The organism is Ktedonobacter sp. SOSP1-52, from assembly GCF_016587395.1.
In genome coordinates, this window is sequence record NZ_BNJH01000003.1 from 618,718 (window position 1) to 634,892 (window position 16,175).

General features: G+C 54.4%; 13 protein-coding genes. 3 read left to right on the forward strand and 10 right to left on the reverse strand.

Features of this window, described 5'->3' with window-relative positions; all coding sequences use genetic code 11:
• Positions 1-4 precede the first annotated feature (4 nt).
• Positions 5-712 carry a hypothetical protein gene (locus JMJ16_RS28300; protein ID WP_201387048.1) on the reverse strand — a complete coding sequence of 236 codons (708 nt, stop codon included), beginning with the start codon at positions 710-712 and terminating at the stop codon, positions 5-7.
• Between the two features lie 273 nt (positions 713-985).
• On the reverse strand, positions 986-1,705 hold the full coding sequence (locus JMJ16_RS28305) for a hypothetical protein (protein WP_201387049.1): 720 nt from the start codon (positions 1,703-1,705) through the stop codon (positions 986-988).
• A 383-nt stretch (positions 1,706-2,088) separates the two neighbouring features.
• Here JMJ16_RS28305 and JMJ16_RS28310 point away from each other — a divergent pair, with 383 nt between their 5' ends.
• The gene (locus JMJ16_RS28310; RefSeq protein WP_201379863.1) at positions 2,089-2,337 is read left to right on the forward strand and encodes a twin-arginine translocase TatA/TatE family subunit; all 249 of its coding nucleotides are present in this window, start codon (positions 2,089-2,091) and stop codon (positions 2,335-2,337) included.
• A gap of 33 nt (positions 2,338-2,370) precedes the next feature.
• Positions 2,371-2,718 carry a 4a-hydroxytetrahydrobiopterin dehydratase gene (locus JMJ16_RS28315; RefSeq protein WP_236601730.1) on the forward strand — a complete coding sequence of 116 codons (348 nt, stop codon included), beginning with the start codon at positions 2,371-2,373 and terminating at the stop codon, positions 2,716-2,718.
• 114 nt (positions 2,719-2,832) lie between these two features.
• On the opposite strand, the gene JMJ16_RS28320 is transcribed toward JMJ16_RS28315, so the two are convergent.
• The 7 genes from JMJ16_RS28320 to JMJ16_RS28350 form a co-directional block, all read right to left on the reverse strand.
• A complete protein-coding gene (locus JMJ16_RS28320; protein ID WP_201387051.1) occupies positions 2,833-3,498 on the reverse strand; it encodes an SDR family oxidoreductase in 666 nt (221 codons plus the stop codon).
• A gap of 81 nt (positions 3,499-3,579) precedes the next feature.
• On the reverse strand, positions 3,580-4,050 hold the full coding sequence (gene ispF / locus JMJ16_RS28325) for a 2-C-methyl-D-erythritol 2,4-cyclodiphosphate synthase (protein WP_236601838.1): 471 nt from the start codon (positions 4,048-4,050) through the stop codon (positions 3,580-3,582).
• A gap of 2 nt (positions 4,051-4,052) precedes the next feature.
• Positions 4,053-4,748: a 2-C-methyl-D-erythritol 4-phosphate cytidylyltransferase gene (gene ispD / locus JMJ16_RS28330; RefSeq protein ID WP_201387055.1), complete on the reverse strand. Its 696-nt coding sequence runs from the start codon at positions 4,746-4,748 to the stop codon at positions 4,053-4,055.
• Between the two features lie 191 nt (positions 4,749-4,939).
• Positions 4,940-6,118, reverse strand: coding sequence for a PIN/TRAM domain-containing protein (locus tag JMJ16_RS28335; protein WP_201387057.1), 1,179 nt, complete (start codon positions 6,116-6,118; stop codon positions 4,940-4,942).
• Between the two features lie 345 nt (positions 6,119-6,463).
• The gene (radA, locus tag JMJ16_RS28340) at positions 6,464-7,885 is read right to left on the reverse strand and encodes a DNA repair protein RadA (protein WP_236038033.1); all 1,422 of its coding nucleotides are present in this window, start codon (positions 7,883-7,885) and stop codon (positions 6,464-6,466) included.
• Positions 7,886-8,052: 167 nt separating this feature from the next.
• Positions 8,053-10,584, reverse strand: coding sequence for an ATP-dependent Clp protease ATP-binding subunit (locus tag JMJ16_RS28345; protein WP_201387059.1), 2,532 nt, complete (start codon positions 10,582-10,584; stop codon positions 8,053-8,055).
• Between the two features lie 832 nt (positions 10,585-11,416).
• Positions 11,417-12,943 carry a 30S ribosomal protein S1 gene (locus JMJ16_RS28350; protein WP_201379848.1) on the reverse strand — a complete coding sequence of 509 codons (1,527 nt, stop codon included), beginning with the start codon at positions 12,941-12,943 and terminating at the stop codon, positions 11,417-11,419.
• A 650-nt stretch (positions 12,944-13,593) separates the two neighbouring features.
• Between JMJ16_RS28350 and JMJ16_RS28355 the strand changes: the two genes are divergently transcribed.
• Positions 13,594-14,229 (forward strand): CoA pyrophosphatase, encoded by a 636-nt coding sequence (locus JMJ16_RS28355; RefSeq protein WP_201387061.1) that lies wholly within the window; start codon positions 13,594-13,596, stop codon positions 14,227-14,229.
• Positions 14,230-15,084: 855 nt separating this feature from the next.
• On the opposite strand, the gene JMJ16_RS28360 is transcribed toward JMJ16_RS28355, so the two are convergent.
• Positions 15,085-16,032, reverse strand: a complete 948-nt coding sequence (locus JMJ16_RS28360; RefSeq protein WP_201387063.1) for a P1 family peptidase — start codon at positions 16,030-16,032, stop codon at positions 15,085-15,087.
• Positions 16,033-16,175 lie beyond the last annotated feature (143 nt).

Below are 16,175 nucleotides of genomic sequence, written 5' to 3' on the forward strand. Positions count from 1 at the left end.
GCGGTTAGGCTATCGTGACCTGCTTATAGCTCCAGTTGAAGCGCTTTCCCTTCCAGTCAACAACGTAGACAAGATAGTATGTACCAGGTTGGACCGATGTACTGACCTGGTACTGCCAGCTGGCGGTCCCATCGTTATGACATGGCTGTAGCGATTGTGCGTTGCTGGAGAAGACCAGGGCGCCCTGCTCCTCATTGGGAATTGGCTGTTCCAGATTATCGAGGTTCTTAAGAAGTGCATAGCTATCTTTGGTCAAGGCCTTGTTGGTCTCATCTGGATTTTTGGTAAGCCAGAGTTTGCATGTAATCTCAGGGGCTTTGAGTACCTCCCCTTGACATTTATTTGCTCCTTTGGAGCCTTTGGTCACAGCCTGGAGTGATGCTGTGTAGAGGGTTGTTCCGTCAGGTTTTTGCGTAGGCTGGTCGACGTTTGCTGTTGGGCACCCCAGGCTCGTTGCCGCCACATCGACTATAGGCTGTGTCGTTGGGGAGGAGGTGGGAGTCTTTGTTTTTGTCGCAACCGGAGATTGTTTGGTAATATTCGTTGTGGGTGGTGTGCTTTTGGGTGGGCGATTCATGGCGTTGAATGTGAAGCCAGAAAGCAGGCCTGTGATGGCAAACAGCAAGAGGGCGGTGGTGATTACTGTCTGGGAACGGCTCTTGGTACGGAGCGTATCTGTGGTTGGTAGATTGTTGCGATCATATTGTTGCATGCTGCAAGCGCTCTCTTCTTCTCATGAAATACTCTATGCGTATATCTAAATAGTTCGTTGATCCGTATTCATGATACCATGCTGGCGAGAAGGGGATTATAAAACAGGACTAAGCGTAGCCCAAAATGGGGACGTACTTCTGATCCGAAACCCTGAGCGCGAAGCGCTAATCACGGCAGTGACGTTGGGTTACGGAATAAGATCATACTCATGAGAATGTGAAGCTGGCGGCATTTATAGGGGGAAGCAAGGTGGCTCTGCTCGTTTGTGTGCTCAGGCGTGAGCCGCTTTCACTGTGAAATAGAGCCAGGTCCAGTTGGCGTAGGTGCCATCCCAGTCTGTTAGCACAACGAGGTAGTAGGTCCCGGGCTTTACCTCGGGCGAGACGCCAAATTTCCAGGTTCCCTGTCCCTGACCATTGCTTGCTTGCACCTGGGGCGTGGTGGCGTCGAACTGGAGCCCGTTGGCGATCTCATGCGTAAGAGGAGACTGGAGCTTGTTGAGGTCTGACCAGGTAGATGCAGGAATATCGATGCGTTTGTTACTGGGAACTTTTGTCAGCCAGAGCCTGAAGGTAATGCCTTTCTGATGGATGGCATTCCCGGATTTGGTACATGTGCCAGATTTATCGACGGCATGCGCTGAAAGCGTATACGCAACCTCGCCGTTGGCTACGCCCTGGTAGACGCCTTGATCGATCAAGGGGCAGTTGAGCGGAATTTTGTTGACGGGCGTGGTATGGGTGCTGGTCGCCGTAATGTGGGTAGTGGCGGCCATAGCTTGTGGGCTTTTTTGTGGGCCTTTGAGGTGCTGGAAGATGCCCACGGTCATACCAAGGATCAGTCCTGAGAGCGCGAAGAGGAGCATAGCGATAATGATGACACCCACCACGCTTCCACCTTGTGTGTACGGCGAGCGTGGATTGATTGTATGAGTGGGTGACAGATAACTGGCCTGTCCCCTTGAAGATGTTTTAAATGACGATGCGGGCATGTGGCGTGTATGCTCTTTCTTGTGTCTTTCTGACCGATATATTTTCTTATCATACCATGCTTTAGTGAAGATGACATATGATTTCTGGCGCGATAGGCCAAATTGGTAGTTTTGAGTGATCCAGATAGTCTGCGTCGCGAAAGAGAGGCCGACCGGCGTCATGGGGGAGAACCGGTCGGCCTACCCAGTGTAGGGGGTGTGGGGAAGTGCTGGGTAGAGGGACCCTCTCTGTCAAAAGAGAACGTGGGCCTCTCTCAATTTGGGGCGATATTTTTGCGGAATGAGCGACAGAGAGTATGGTAGAATATGGAAATGGAAGGATCATTGAGAGCGAGACCTGGATATGCGTATCAATCCATGACGCTCGACAAAGGAGTCTGAAAATGGGTTTTCATCCCTTAGAACTTGCGGTCCTGGCCGTGGTCGTGCTGGCTATCTTTGGCCCAAAGACCCTCTCTTCGTTTATGCATGGTGCTGGTAAAACCGCAGGTCAGGCCAAGCAGGCTAAAGATAAGTTTATGGCCGAAGTGCCGGTCGAGGACTTTTCAAAACTGAAAGACCAGGTGAATGCGGTCTCCAACCCTGGCAAGGCCGTGCAGAAATTGTTGCTTGAAGAGAAAAAAGCTGAATAGCGACGTTCCCGGGACAGGAAAGGGATGGTTGTGATGGCAGAACTGGCTTCTATGAAATGTGAGGCGTGCCGTGCGGAGTCGCCTCGTGCCACCGCCGAGGAGATCAGCACGTATATGACTGACATTCCCGGCTGGAAGACTGTTGAGCATGAGGGCGTGCTGCACCTGGAGCGCCGGTACAAGGTCAAAGATTTTGCCACCGCCCTGGAATTGACAAACAAGATAGGGGCCTTGGCAGAGCAAGAGGGACATCATCCTGCCATTACGCTCCAGTGGGGCCTGGTGGATGTGGCATGGTGGACGCATGCCATTCGCGGCCTGCATCGCAATGACTTTATTATGGCCGCCAAAACTGAAGAACTTTTTAAGGCTTTGTCGTGAAGATATGAAATTGTAGGGTCCATGCTGGCATGGACTCTGAGCGCAGCGACGCTCCCAGCGATTGGGGTTGGCCTGCGGGCCGGGCGAGTCCATGCCAGCATGGACCCTACATTATTAGACGCGAAAGAGGCCCCGGCGAGTGGCGGGTCCCTGCCCGGAGAGGCTAATGACGTCTACGCTCTTGTTGCGTGCCTCTGGTTGCAGAAGAGCCTGTACCAGGACTTCTGCGGCGTCCTGGCGCGAAATCATACCATCGGTTGGCAGGGGATGGGGAGCCACAAAGATATCTTCGCCGCCTGGTTCGTTGTTCAGGCCTCCCGGGTGGACAATGGTATAGGTCAGACCGCTCGCGATTAAAGCTTGCTCGGCCTTATATTTGGCGCGGAGAACCCGGGTCAGGGGAGGGATGCGTTCGGGCTTGTTGGTGCTCATGGAAGAGCAAAGCACTACTTGCTGGATACCCGTTGCTTTCGCTGCCGTGATAAGATACATAACAGAGGTGTACTCGCTCTCCTCGATAAGCTCCAGGTCGCTCATCGAGCGGGTGCCAATGGTGCTAATAATCGCGCTGACCCCCTGCATCGCATCCTCCAGCGTCTCCTCGTTGAGGTGTTCGCTGATAACAATTTCTGTATTGGATGAGTTCAGGCCCGCCGCTTTTTGTGCGCTACGAACGACAGCGCGGACGGGAATATGTTTTGCCTGGAGGGAGGCCACCACCTGGCGCCCTGTCTCGCCGTTGGCCCCCAGTACCAGGACACGTCCAGTAAATTCTGCCATGGATGGTGTACCGCTCCTTACGAAACATGTTTCTATGTGTCTATTGTATAGCGCGGTACTATCCTGGAATGTCGCGTGTGGTTAGCGTTCGAGAAGCGCCACGGCCTGGCAGGCGATGCCTTCGCGTCGTCCGACAAAGCCCAGGCCATCGGTGGTGGCGGCCTTCACACTGACCTGGCCAATATCCAGGCGCAGGTGTTTGGCGATGTGTTCACGCATGGCCAGGGAGTGCCCCGCGAGCTTTGGGCGCTGGGCAATAATCATCACATCAATGTTGCTGATTTTCCACTGGTGCTGCTCTAATAGGTCGCGGGTATATTCCAGGAAAACGGTGCTGGGTTGATCCTTCCAGCGAGGATCTTCGGAGGGGAAGTGTTGCCCGATATCGCCAAGTGCCGCGGCCCCCATTAGCGCGTTGACCACGCTGTGCAGAACGGCATCCGCGTCTGAATGGCCGGCCAGGCCATACTCATAAGGGATCTGGACGCCTCCCAGGATGAGGGGGCGGTCGGGCACGAAGGCGTGTACATCATAGCCAGTACCAATACGCATTGTCATCGTGTTTGTCCTTTGATAAAAACTTCCGCAAAGAGGAGATCCTCCTGGGTGGTAATCTTGATGTTGGTGTACGAGCCGGGAAAGACGGCCACTGCATGCCCCAGGCGTTCAAGCAAGGTTGCATCATCCGTCATATCCTCCTGTGCGAGCGGCGTATGATGGGCCTGGTGAATGAGGGGAAAGGCAAAGACCTGGGGGGTCTGTACGGCCCACAAGAGTGCGCGGTCAGGCGTCTCAGTAATAATACCCTTGCGTACCTGTTTGATGGTATCTTTCACTGGAACGGCGGCAATGGCCGCCTGGTGTTCTTGCGCAGCCTGGAGGCCCGCGGCCAGAATCTCCTGCGTCACAAAGGGTCGCGCGGCATCATGGATCATGACCCAGCGGCAGGTGGGAACCTGTCGTGCCAGCTCGTCGAGTCCATGCCGAACTGAGTCCTGGCGGCGAGCGCCACCGGGAACGACCGCGATAATTTTCTGCCACTGTTCGCGCTGACAAAGGTCGTCCACATCGGCAAGGCGCTCCGCGTTGGTCACGATCACAATGGTATCTATGAGAGGCGAAGCCTGGAAGGTATCGATGGTATGAGCCAGGGTCACGCGGCCCGCAAGCGAGAGCCAGAGCTTATCTCGGCCCTGCATGCGCCGGCTGGAACCCGCGGCCACAATAACGGCGGCTGACGTTTCTTGCATAGTGCTATGAGGAGCTATTCCTCGGCCTTTCTCCGTAGTGAGCGTGTGCTAGCGTCTCTCCGTGTTCCCTACCACCTGGAATGGGACGAGATGATAGGTGCTCAACGGGTCAAAAAGAAGGCACCCGCAGAGGGGTGCCGACCAGGGTTTTCAGTCTTGTGGAGGTGTGCCTTGCGCTGAAGGCGCACGCCTTATTGCATTTGTCGTTGTTTGGTTGGCGACTGAATGGATGTCGTGGTGGCTCCACTCTGTGGCTGTGGCTTGGGGTGAGCGAAGATCATGCGTCCCGCAACCGTTTGCAGAACGCGGGTGACGGTTACCTCAATGGTCATGTTCATATATGAGCGACCGTTCTCAACCACAATCATGGTGCCGTCATCGAGATAGCCAACACCCTGCCCAAGCTCTTTGCCATCCTGCATAATTTTAATGTGAATATCTTCTCCTGGCAAGAGCACAGGTTTGATAGCATTCGCCAGCTCATTGATATTGAGGACTTTAATTCCCTGTAGTTCCGCCACGCGGTTGAGGTTAAAGTCATTGGTGATGATGGGGCAGTGAAGTTCTTTGGCCATCTTGACTAGCTTACCATCTACATCGGCGATGCCCTCGATATCTGTATCAACGATCTCAATCGGCACGGTCGCATCTTTCTGCAAGCGGTTGAGAATCTCCAGGCCACGGCGCCCGCGATTGCGGCGCATGGTGTCGGCGGAGTCGGCGATGCGCTGGAGTTCATTGAGTACAAAGCGCGGAACCGTCAGGGTGCCGCTGATGAAGCCAGTCTGGCTAATGTCGGCGATACGACCATCGATGATCGTGCTGGTGTCGAGCAGGATGGGAGACTGCACTCCTATCTGGAGACCGCGGTCCTTATCGCGTTTACTCTCCCGCTTGCTCTCGCGCTCACTCTCGCGCTCTTCGTCACGCTCACGCCGGCGGAGCAGAGAGCTTTGGAAGAGGCTGGCGATGTCGTTCTTGCGCATGACAGCAATCGCTACGCCCAGGTAGCCGAAGAGGACGGCTCCCACGAAGGGCAGGATATGTCCCACAGGCTCAGGCAGGCTGGTGAGTGGAATTGCCAGCAGGGCCGAGATGATCAGGCCAACCGTCAGGCCGATGGCGGCAGCTACCAGGTCGCTGGCGGCGGTTTTGCGGATCTTGTCGCGCATCCACACGTAGGGGATCACTGTCAAGTAGGGAGTAAGAATAAAGGCGATAATACCGACGATGACAGCGATGACAGCGATCCATTGCCAGCCAATAAGTGTGCGTGGTGGCACATGCGTGAGCTGGTAGGCGTAGTAACTGACTACTGCCCCAATTGCTATGAGGCAGCCAATAATGCGTGATAAAGTGTTAACGAACATCCCTGCATCCTCCGTCGCAGTGCACGGTAAAGTGCATAAAGTAAGTATGCGCTCAAATAGCAGTGTTCTGCATGCCCGTGCAGGTAACGGCGGTGATAAAAACAAAAAGAATAAGTGCGAAAAATGTTGCCTATTCCTGCGACACACGAGTGCATGTTTACAAGCTAGCAGAAAAATGCCTATTGAGCAACGAAAACAACGTATTGATTACGCAGTATACATGTTTTCTGTACAGGTATCAACAACCATGCGAAGACTTGCCTTTCTCCCGTTGAGAATAGTGACACAGCAAGACACCTAGAAGACCTGCATGCGTAATAGAGAGATCATGTGATTGCTCTATTACTAGTGTAGTGCAATCTCCAACGCTACCGCAAGACTACTTGCAGTAAGCACTTGAAAGTCACCGGGTAGTCCTGCCTCTTCTAGTTCGGCGCGGACGCGTGCGCCTTTGCCGACTGCGCTAGGAACGATACAGCGTTTAAAGCCAAGTTTGGCTGCCTCACGGACGCGCATTGCCAGGCGGCTCACGGCTCGTAATTCTCCTGAGAGTCCGACTTCGCCGATCAGAACCATATCGGAAGGGACATTCTTCTCGCGATAACTCGACGCAATGGCCGCGGCCACGCCGAGGTCGATGGAAGGCTCCTCCAGATTAAAACCACCGATGACGTTGGCATAAACATCATGGCTGCCGACCGCCAGCCCGACGCGTTTGGTCAGGACAGCCAGGAGCATCAGGAGGCGATTATGATCAATGCCATTGGTAGTGCAGCGGGCATTGCCGAAATTGCTGGGAGTAACGAGGGCCTGTACCTCAACGAGCAGTGGGCGTGTTCCCTCCATGCTCACCACAATAGCCGAGCCGGTGGCATCCGCGTCGCGATCAGCCAGGAAGACGGCCGAGGGATTGGAAACCTCTACCATGCCCTCGCCCTGCATCTCGAAGACGCCAACTTCGTGGGTAGCGCCAAAGCGGTTTTTTACACCACGCAGCAAACGGTAGGAGTGATAGCGTTCGCCTTCCAGGTAAAGCACGGCATCCGCGATGTGTTCAAGCGCCTTGGGGCCAGCAACGGTCCCTTCTTTTGTTACGTGCCCGATGATGAAAACGGGGACATGGCTGCTCTTGGCAAGCTGCATGAGCTGCAAGGTACATTCGCGCACCTGGCTAATGCTACCAGGGGCGGCGGTGAGATGGCTGGCAATCAGTGTCTGAATTGAATCGACAATTAGTAGTGATGGTTTGAGGCGATGCACAGCTTCTGTAATCGTGTCCAACTCAATGGAAGCCAGGAGGTAGAGGCGTTCACCTGCGATCTCCAGGCGTTCCGCGCGCATCTTCACCTGTTCGACTGATTCTTCGCCCGAGACATAGAGAACTGGCCCGACCTGTTGAGCAATCGCGCCTGAGACCTGGAGTAAAAGTGTTGATTTACCAATACCAGGTTCGCCACCAATGAGAATGACAGAGCCTGGAACGAGACCACTTCCTAGCACGCGATCCATTTCTGGATAGCCCACGGAGATGCGGGGCTGACTAAGGGGTTGGATCTCGGGAAGGACAACTGGCACGTTGGTGCCTTGGGTGAGTGGGGCATGCGTGAGGAGAGCCTGGCGACGTTGTTGGGTCGCGTTCTGGCTCGGTGAGGCCTCTGCAACCTCTTCCAGCGTATTCCATGCACCACAATCGGGGCATTTCCCCATCCACTTATTCTGTTCACCACCACATTGCTGACAGACGTATTTTGTGCGTACTTTTGCCATATTAACGCTTTGAATGTTATAGGCGAGAGAAAATACAAGGGCTGCCTGAAGAATCGTCAGGCAGAGAGACCTGTCCCGTTCGCGAAAAGCAAGCGGAACAAGTCTTAGTCTTACGTCGACAAGAAGAAATGTGAGGCATGTTGTTGCATGCCCCACGGACTTGTCTCCTAGGATTCGGAACCGGAAGGATTACCTTCACTACCAGCCGAGAGCGCGGCCTCGGGAGCTGCGGGAGGCGGCAATTGCTCGATGCGATTGCGAACTTGTAGATCAAGATCGCCATCCACAATGCTTGCCTCGATCAGGTCACCAGGATGGAACTTACCCTGGAGCAGACCTTCCGCCAGCGGATCTTCGACCATACGCTGAATGGTGCGGCGCAACGGGCGAGCACCATACTGTGGATCGAAGCCCTTCTCAATCAAGAAGTCCTTCGCAGGCTGCGGTACGACTAGTTCAACCTGCTGCTCGGTCAGCTGTGTGCGGACGCGGTTGAGCAGGAGATCGACGATCGAGTACATTTCCTCCATCCGCAGGGAATGGAAGACGATGACCTCGTCGATACGGTTTAGGAACTCAGGTTTGAAGGTATTGCGTAGTTCGCCGAGCACCTTCCCCTTCATGGAATCGTATTCGGCCTGGTTGGCCTTCGCCTTGTCCTTCGACTGGCGGAAGCCCATGGACGCTTCCTTGTTTAGCAAGGAGGCACCGACGTTCGATGTCATGATGATGATAGTGTTACGGAAGTCTACAGTGCGTCCCTTGGCGTCTGTCAGCTTACCATCTTCAAGGATCTGAAGCAGCATGTTGAAGACATCGGGGTGAGCCTTCTCGATTTCGTCGAGCAGGATCACACTATAGGACTTACGACGCACAGCCTCGGTGAGCTGACCTCCCTCTTCATAGCCGACATATCCAGGAGGGGCACCAACCAGGCGAGCCGCGGCATGGCGCTCCATGAACTCTGACATGTCAATTTTGATCAGGGCCTCTTCGCTGCCGAACATAAACTCGGCAAGCGTACGAGCAAGCTCAGTTTTACCAACGCCGGTGGGACCCATGAAAATGAAGGAACCAATCGGACGTTTGGGATCTTTCAGGCCGGCGCGTGCGCGGCGGACGGCGCGCGAGATTTTCTCGATAGCCTCGTTCTGACCGATAACGCGGGAGTGGAGCGCCTCTTCCATTTGGAGTAAGCGCTGAGACTCTTCCTGTGCGATGCGCATTACCGGGATCCCGGTCCACATCGACACGATCTGAGCGATCTCTTCCTCGCCAACAGTCGGCTTATCGGAGCCGCGCTCTTTCTGCCAACCGGACTCAAGCTTCGCGATACGCTCACGCAGCTTCACCTCGCGGTCGCGCAGTTCGGCAGCCAGTTCATACTCTTGCTGCTGAATAGCGGCTTCTTTCTCGCGTAGGACCGATTCCAGACCTTTCATGGCTTCTTTAAGATTGAGAGGAGCGAGTGAGTTTTGCATACGCACACGGCTGGCTGCCTCGTCGATCAGATCGATAGCCTTGTCAGGCATAAAGCGGTCGGTAATATAGCGACTGGCCATTTCGGTTGCGGCTCTGAGGGCCTCATCGGTGATAATCAGGCGATGGTGCTGCTCATAGCGTTCGCGGATACCCTTGAGGATCTCAATGGTTTCCTCAACCGAAGGCTCACGGATGATAACTTCCTGGAAGCGGCGCTGAAGTGCGGCGTCGCGCTCGATGTACTTGCGATACTCGTCGAGCGTGGTGGCACCGATACACTGCAACTCACCACGTGAGAGGGCGGGTTTGAGAATGTTGGCTGCATCGACCGCGCCTTCAGCGGCACCGGCACCGACCAGGGTATGCACCTCGTCGATAAAGATGATGCAGTCGCGACTATTGCGAATTTCCTCAATAATTTTCTTGAGGCGTTCCTCAAACTCACCGCGATATTTAGTACCAGCGACCAGCGAGCCAACATCAAGTGTCAGCAGGCGTTTATTGGCGAGGGTCTCAGGAACCTCACCAGACACCAGGCGTTGGGCCAGCCCTTCCACGATTGCCGTTTTACCAACACCCGGTTCACCAATAAGCGCGGGATTGTTTTTATTGCGGCGGGAGAGAATCTGGATGACGCGTTCAATTTCCTGGTGGCGACCAATGACCGGGTCGAGCGTGCCAGCACGAGCGGCCGCAGTCAGGTCAATGCCCATCTGGTCGATGGTAGGTGTTTTCGAATGTTTAGCATCCCGTTCATGGGGAGGATTAGATTGGCTAAGCACCTGAATGGTCTGAGTGCGGACCTTTTCAAGGTTGACACCCAGGCTCTCCAGAACGCCTGCGGCAATGCCTTCGCCTTCACGAACCAACCCGAGCAGGAGATGTTCTGTACCGATATAATGGTGATTTAGGCGACGAGCCTCATCGACAGCCAGTTCGATGACCTTCTTCGCACGAGGCGTCAGGCCGATCTCGCCGAGCACGATGCGGTCTCCGCGCCCAATAATAAATTCAACGGCGCTACGAACTTTGTTCAGTTCGACACCGAGATTTGCCAATACTTTGGCAGCAACACCCTCTCCTTCACGCACAAGGCCGAGTAGAAGATGTTCTGTACCGATATAGTTGTGTTGGAAGCGCTGGGCTTCCTCTTGAGCGAGACTCAGAACTTTTCTGGCGCGCTCTGTGAATTTATCAAACCTATCTCTATCGTTCACCTGTTTGTCACCCCCCTTTCAGTGGCAGAGGGTGGAACCGAGCCCTCTGTGTCGCTCAGGTAAACCGTGTGATTCATCATACAACACCCAACATACAGCGTCAAGGATAACAACCGTAGCCTCCCGTCTGTCGTTATACGTCTATACGTCTCATACTGCTTACTGAGAAACAATCGACCTCTTAACCAATTCCTATAGTAGAGGAACGCGTCCTGAAGAAGTTGTCTGCTTCATTGGTTCAGGTGCGCGGCCTTTGTCGCGTGTGCGCGACAAAAGCGAGAGAGAAAAACTGGTTCAAAAAAGCCTCCCTCTGTGTGAATGCCTCAGCCACTCCTGCGTAGGATTGGGATGGTTACCGGGTGATAAGCAGGGAAATGGAACAACTGAGATAGGCACGTGGTCTGGAAATGGAACACTGTTCTTGCCAGCGCCCGGTGTGTAAAGAGGGAGACAGATTGCTAAGGTGCAAGTGACGCAAGTGAGATCAACTCTCTTGTACTCTGACCAAAATTGAAGTGTGCCCAGTTTTATCTTCCCCCCACCACCTCGACGTTGGAAAGAATTCCTTGAACCTCTCGAACCCTTTTAAAAGGATTGCGAAAACTGACACTATTAACTGCGCATTTCATCATACTACACGGAATTTGGCGCGTCAAGAAGGCCCAAAAGTGCTATGTGTGCAACGTTTAAAAAGGGTAGCTACATGTAAATGCGGTCAATATAACAAGGAACCTCCCAACTACCTCGCGTATGCGATAGGTAGTGGGGAGGTAGAAACTTTATGGTGCGAGCCACAGCTATGCTGGTCGTGGCTCGCACCAGAGCGCTGCTCTTATTCAGCAGGCTCAGTCTCGTCCTTGGCGCGCTGGCGAGCTGCGGCGCGGAAGGCCTCAGCCATCGCGGTCGTCTCGCCCTCGTCCTCCGCCTTGCTTTCGGCGCCACGCTCACGTTGAGGAGCGCGCTCACGCTTGCGCTCTTCCGTGGGGGCCGCGCTCTCAAGGGAGGGCGTGGTGGACTCCAGGGAAGGCATGGGCTCACGCGTGGCCGAAGCGGCAGTTGAAGCAGCCTCTTCCGTGGTGGCGGCGCTTGCCTCTGGCTGCTGTTGCTCAGCACCCTCTGGCTCTAGCTCGTCTACCTGGCGCAGGCTCAACCCGAGGCGACGGCGCTCGGGATCAATGCGCAGGATGCGAAGCTGCAACTGGGCGCCTTCCTGCAAGATCGACTTAGGATCAGTGCCGGGAGCCAGCTCAGAGTGGTGGATCAGGCCCTCGATGCCATCTTCAATGCGCGCAAACGCACCGAAGGGAGCGATCTTGGTGACTGTGCCATTGACGAGCTGACCAGGCGTGTAGCGCTGCTCAACCGTGGTCCAGGGATCGACCTCTGCGCGCTTGATCGAGAGGGCAATTTTCTTGCGCTCCTTATCAACGCTGAGGACCTGTACCTCGACCTCCTGGCCGACATGCAGTACTTCGCTTGGATGATTGACGCGGCTCCAGGCCAACTGGCTGATGTGGACCAGTCCGTCTGCACCACCCAGATCGACGAAGGCACCGAAGTTGGCCAGATTGCTGACCACACCCTTGCGTACTTCGCCGGGCTTAAGCTCCTCAAGAAGCTCTTCGCGGCGACGCTGGCGCCATTCCTGAACGGCCATACGCTCAGAAAGGATCAAGCGGTTGCGCGCGCGATTGATCTCGATAATCTTGAGCTGGAGCTCTTTGTCTTTCATCGCCTGCAACTTGGCAGCGGTCTCTTGATTCTCGCCGCCAGCTGCGACCTCTTCCCGTTTGAGGTTGAGGATCTGAGAGATAGGCACGAAACCACGGATGCCGTTCACGTCAACAATCAAGCCGCCCTTGTTAAAGTCAATGACTTTGGCTTTGAGAAGCTCGCCGTTTTTGAACTGCTCTTCCGCGATGCGCCACTGGCGCTCGGTGTTGGCTCGCTTGAGCGAGAGGACTGCATGTCCCTCCGACGTCTCTGGCTGAATAACATAGACCAGAACTTTGTCGTCGTTGTGCAGCTCCTCAAAGGAGCCATAACCACTGGAGGGCAGCTCTCGCGTGGAGAGAACGCCTTCTGACTTCAAGCCGATATCAACCAGGATCTCATCCTGATCGATACGCACGATAACACCTTCAACGACATCGCCTCGTTTGATACCGATTGTCATTGGCGAGGACGCCAGCAAGGCTTCCATGTCATTCTGGTTGAAGTCTTCCACGTCTTCGTGCGTAATGCTTGGATTGTTGTTTTCTACTTGAGGATCATTGCCTTCGATCATCGTCTGTACCCGCCCGCTGTTAGGATTTTCCGCTGGCATTGTCGAAAGGTCGCCGTGCTTTTCTACTTGCATGGGTGAAACCCCCTTCGATCCACGGTTTTTGCCCGTTTCAGAGGGACACTCCAGCCCAGTTTCTCGTTTTGTGCATGCGGTAAAAAATGCTTTATGCTGCCTTATGCTTGTCTTCATGTTTGCTGGCACATGGCCAGAATGAGTTGTGAAAACGAGATGGACCTTCAGTTTTTATGCCTGGGGAGTGTGCCATCGGAATTGGGTTTATCGGAGGAGATGCTTAGGCGGTAGTCGTTTCGGCCATCAATACAGCTTCTGGCTAGCCAGAATATCTGTCGCGACCTGTTGCTTTGCTCTACAGAACGGTGATACGAAACGATACGCACAGGCAAGGTAGGCCCTAGTTAAGACACAGAAACGCGCCTGGACAAAGCATACCCCCACTCGATGTTGTAATTATACCAAAAGCTGTCCTTGAATGCAAGACAATACGCGGCCTTTTCGCAATGCTCTCCGATGTTTTTCTATCTTTCACATTGTATCATAATAATGCAAGCCCCTTTCATTGTGACAAGCCGGATCTCATAAAGGCCATCCGTTCCTCACTCATCATGAAAAGTTTTCGCCTCGCAAGCTCGCCTCAATGATCTCAATGGTAAGATAGTGGACGTGTGCGGCGCTCAGGAGCAGGGGTATGCTAAAATAGAGATATGGATGGAAGAGTTCTACAGGAGCGCACCCTGCTCCTTACACACCTGCGCACCTGCCTGGAGGCGCCTGAACACGCTCATTTCTTAGATGATCAATTGGAAGGTCATCAGCCGGGGGCGCGCCAGGCGGCGGTCTTGCTTGTCTTGTTCGAACATGAAGGCGAGCTTTCACTGCTTTTTATTCGTCGTGCCAGCACGCTCCGCGCGCACAGCGGCGAGATTGCCTTTCCCGGAGGAAGCGCCGAATCTCAAGATGCTTCGCCCGTTGAAACCGCTCTACGCGAGGCTTGGGAAGAGATTGGTCTCGCGCCTGAACGCGTTGAGATTCTGGGCGCCATGCCACCGGTCTTTACAGTGGTCAGTAACTTTTTGATTGTGCCTGTGGTCGGCTATCTTCACCAGGGACCTGGCGAGTTACGGCTTCAGGAGAGCGAGGTGGCCGAATTGATCGTCGCGCCCTTGCGTGCCCTGGCCGATCCCGCCATCCAGCGCGTGGAGCACTGGACGCGTGGAGAGAAGACACGCGCTGTCTACTTTTTTGATTACGGAGCGTATTGTATATGGGGCGCGACAGGACGTATCCTGGCCGCGTTGCTCTCGATCCTGGATACTCACGATGCCGGATCGTCCTTTTAGGAAAGCCAGGAAAGCTACCAAATAGTTCTATTACTCTTGCTAATCCCTCTGTTTTGACTACAATTAATAATGTAATGCGATGGCTTGTAGTGCGTTCGTCGTACGATGTCTCTTGACGTAGTGCCTCTCCGAAAACCTGAGCGCATAAGCGCTAGTCGCGAGAGCGACGTTGGTTTTCGCATAAGAAGGCAGGTTGGTCTGTAGCACCCCAAGTGGAGAAGACAGTGACATTGCCAACGTCCGATACCCAGTTTGCACAACTTTGGCCGCAGAGACTCCCCATTCAATCACACTCGATGCCTGTTGATACCTCTTCAACCTATCCTCCTTTTCTCCTCACCCCCACTCTCTGTGTGCCCAAAGCGAACGTGCAACTGGCCGATACGTTGCTTCACTCTCGCTGGATGCTACCCCAAAAGCGCGAAATGCTCACTACGCTAGGCGTTGTTTCCTCTTATGCCGAGCACTACGCGAGTAGTAGCTCCTTGGTACAGCCAGGACAAAAAAGCGTTGTGCACGCGATGTTTTCCTCATATATAATGCGTTCTTTTCGCCTCCTGTCGCAGCTGGAGAGCGGACATTTTTGTCGTATTGATATACCAGGCTTGTAAAGCTACTATCTTACTCTAGAAATTGCATATAGTCGAAGAGAAGAGAGAGAAGCGCTATCGCTGCAAAATAACAATTGAAAAAATCAGGCCGAGGCGTATAAGCAGAATATCACATATCCGCTGTTGCGCACGTACCTGCCAGGAGGGTTTAGGTCTCTCTTGCGCTGGAGAAGGAGCGTGTGCCCTGAAAAAGGAAGCCCCTTTCGCGTTCCTTTGAGGAGTCACTCAAGGGGCTGATGCTTACTTATGCCTGAGCGGCGGGGATGCCATGGAGCGTTCGGGCGTGACGAATGGCTTTGATAATGGCGCGTGCGAGCGTCTGGGCTGCGGCAGCTCCTATAATGCTGACGCGCTGCGCTGCTTGCGCTGAAGGGAGCCGTGGTGTGTCGCGTGGACCAAGCGCCAGGGCGTAGATGGCGTCGCCATCAAACATGGTGTGCACCGGACGTATGACCTGGGCCATACCATCGTGCGCCATTTGCGCGACTTTGGTACACTCCGCTTTGTTCAGCGAGGCCGTGGTTGCAATCGCGGCTATCGTCGTGTTACTAAAGGGATTGGCGGCAAGTGTGTCAGTTCCCAGGAGTTCTCGTGTGCCTGCAATGACCTGCTGCGTCTCTGGATCATGAATATTGCCCAGCGCGTTGACTACGACCAGGGCTGCTACAAGCGTGCCATCGGGCAGTCGTGTGCTCGCTGATCCCAGGCCACCTTTCATCGCGAGCAGGGGGCTGACCAGCTTGCCTACGGTCGCCCCAGTTCCTGCGCCTACATTTCCCTGGATAACTGGGTCGCTGCTGGCTTGCAGACAGGCGCGGTAGCCTGCCTCTGCGTCTGGACGAATATGTGATGAGCCGAAGGCGAGATCAAATATGGCGGCTGCGGGGACAATCGGCACCCGTGCGACCCCTGTATCTACGCCTCTGTGTTGCTCCTCAAGATAGCGCATTACGCCAGCTACTGCTTGTAGCCCGAAGGCACTTCCGCCCGTGAGGAGGATGGCGTGAACCTCATCCACCATATGAATTGGATTGAGGAGATCCGTCTCGTGGGTGGCGGGAGCACTGCCCCGTACGTCGACGCCGCCTACGGCGTCACTATCGCAGAGAAGAACGGTACACCCTGTCCCTGCCATGAGATCTGTGTCATGTCCGACGCGGATGCCGGGGATATCGGTGATGTCGTCATGCATAAATACTGCTCCATCCTGTGCGCAGATGCTTCTTCCCAAAAAATATAAGAAACGGATTCGATAGATTGAGACATGCCTATTATACAAGCAAAAGACCCTCCCAGGTATACCCTGGGAGGGTCTTTTTGCGTACGAGCATGAGC

Bases quoted from the DNA above. Each gene is read 5' to 3' on its own strand.
- JMJ16_RS28300 (WP_201387048.1), bottom strand. From the start codon at position 712: ATGCAACAATATGATCGCAACAATCTACCAACCACAGATACGCTCCGT.
- JMJ16_RS28305 (WP_201387049.1), bottom strand. From the start codon at position 1,705: ATGCCCGCATCGTCATTTAAAACATCTTCAAGGGGACAGGCCAGTTAT.
- JMJ16_RS28310 (WP_201379863.1), top strand. From the start codon at position 2,089: ATGGGTTTTCATCCCTTAGAACTTGCGGTCCTGGCCGTGGTCGTGCTG.
- JMJ16_RS28315 (WP_236601730.1), top strand. From the start codon at position 2,371: ATGGCAGAACTGGCTTCTATGAAATGTGAGGCGTGCCGTGCGGAGTCG.
- JMJ16_RS28320 (WP_201387051.1), bottom strand. From the start codon at position 3,498: ATGGCAGAATTTACTGGACGTGTCCTGGTACTGGGGGCCAACGGCGAG.
- ispF (WP_236601838.1), bottom strand. From the start codon at position 4,050: ATGCGTATTGGTACTGGCTATGATGTACACGCCTTCGTGCCCGACCGC.
- ispD (WP_201387055.1), bottom strand. From the start codon at position 4,748: ATGCAAGAAACGTCAGCCGCCGTTATTGTGGCCGCGGGTTCCAGCCGG.
- JMJ16_RS28335 (WP_201387057.1), bottom strand. From the start codon at position 6,118: ATGTTCGTTAACACTTTATCACGCATTATTGGCTGCCTCATAGCAATT.
- radA (WP_236038033.1), bottom strand. From the start codon at position 7,885: ATGGCAAAAGTACGCACAAAATACGTCTGTCAGCAATGTGGTGGTGAA.
- JMJ16_RS28350 (WP_201379848.1), bottom strand. From the start codon at position 12,943: ATGCAAGTAGAAAAGCACGGCGACCTTTCGACAATGCCAGCGGAAAAT.
- JMJ16_RS28355 (WP_201387061.1), top strand. From the start codon at position 13,594: ATGGATGGAAGAGTTCTACAGGAGCGCACCCTGCTCCTTACACACCTG.
- JMJ16_RS28360 (WP_201387063.1), bottom strand. From the start codon at position 16,032: ATGCATGACGACATCACCGATATCCCCGGCATCCGCGTCGGACATGAC.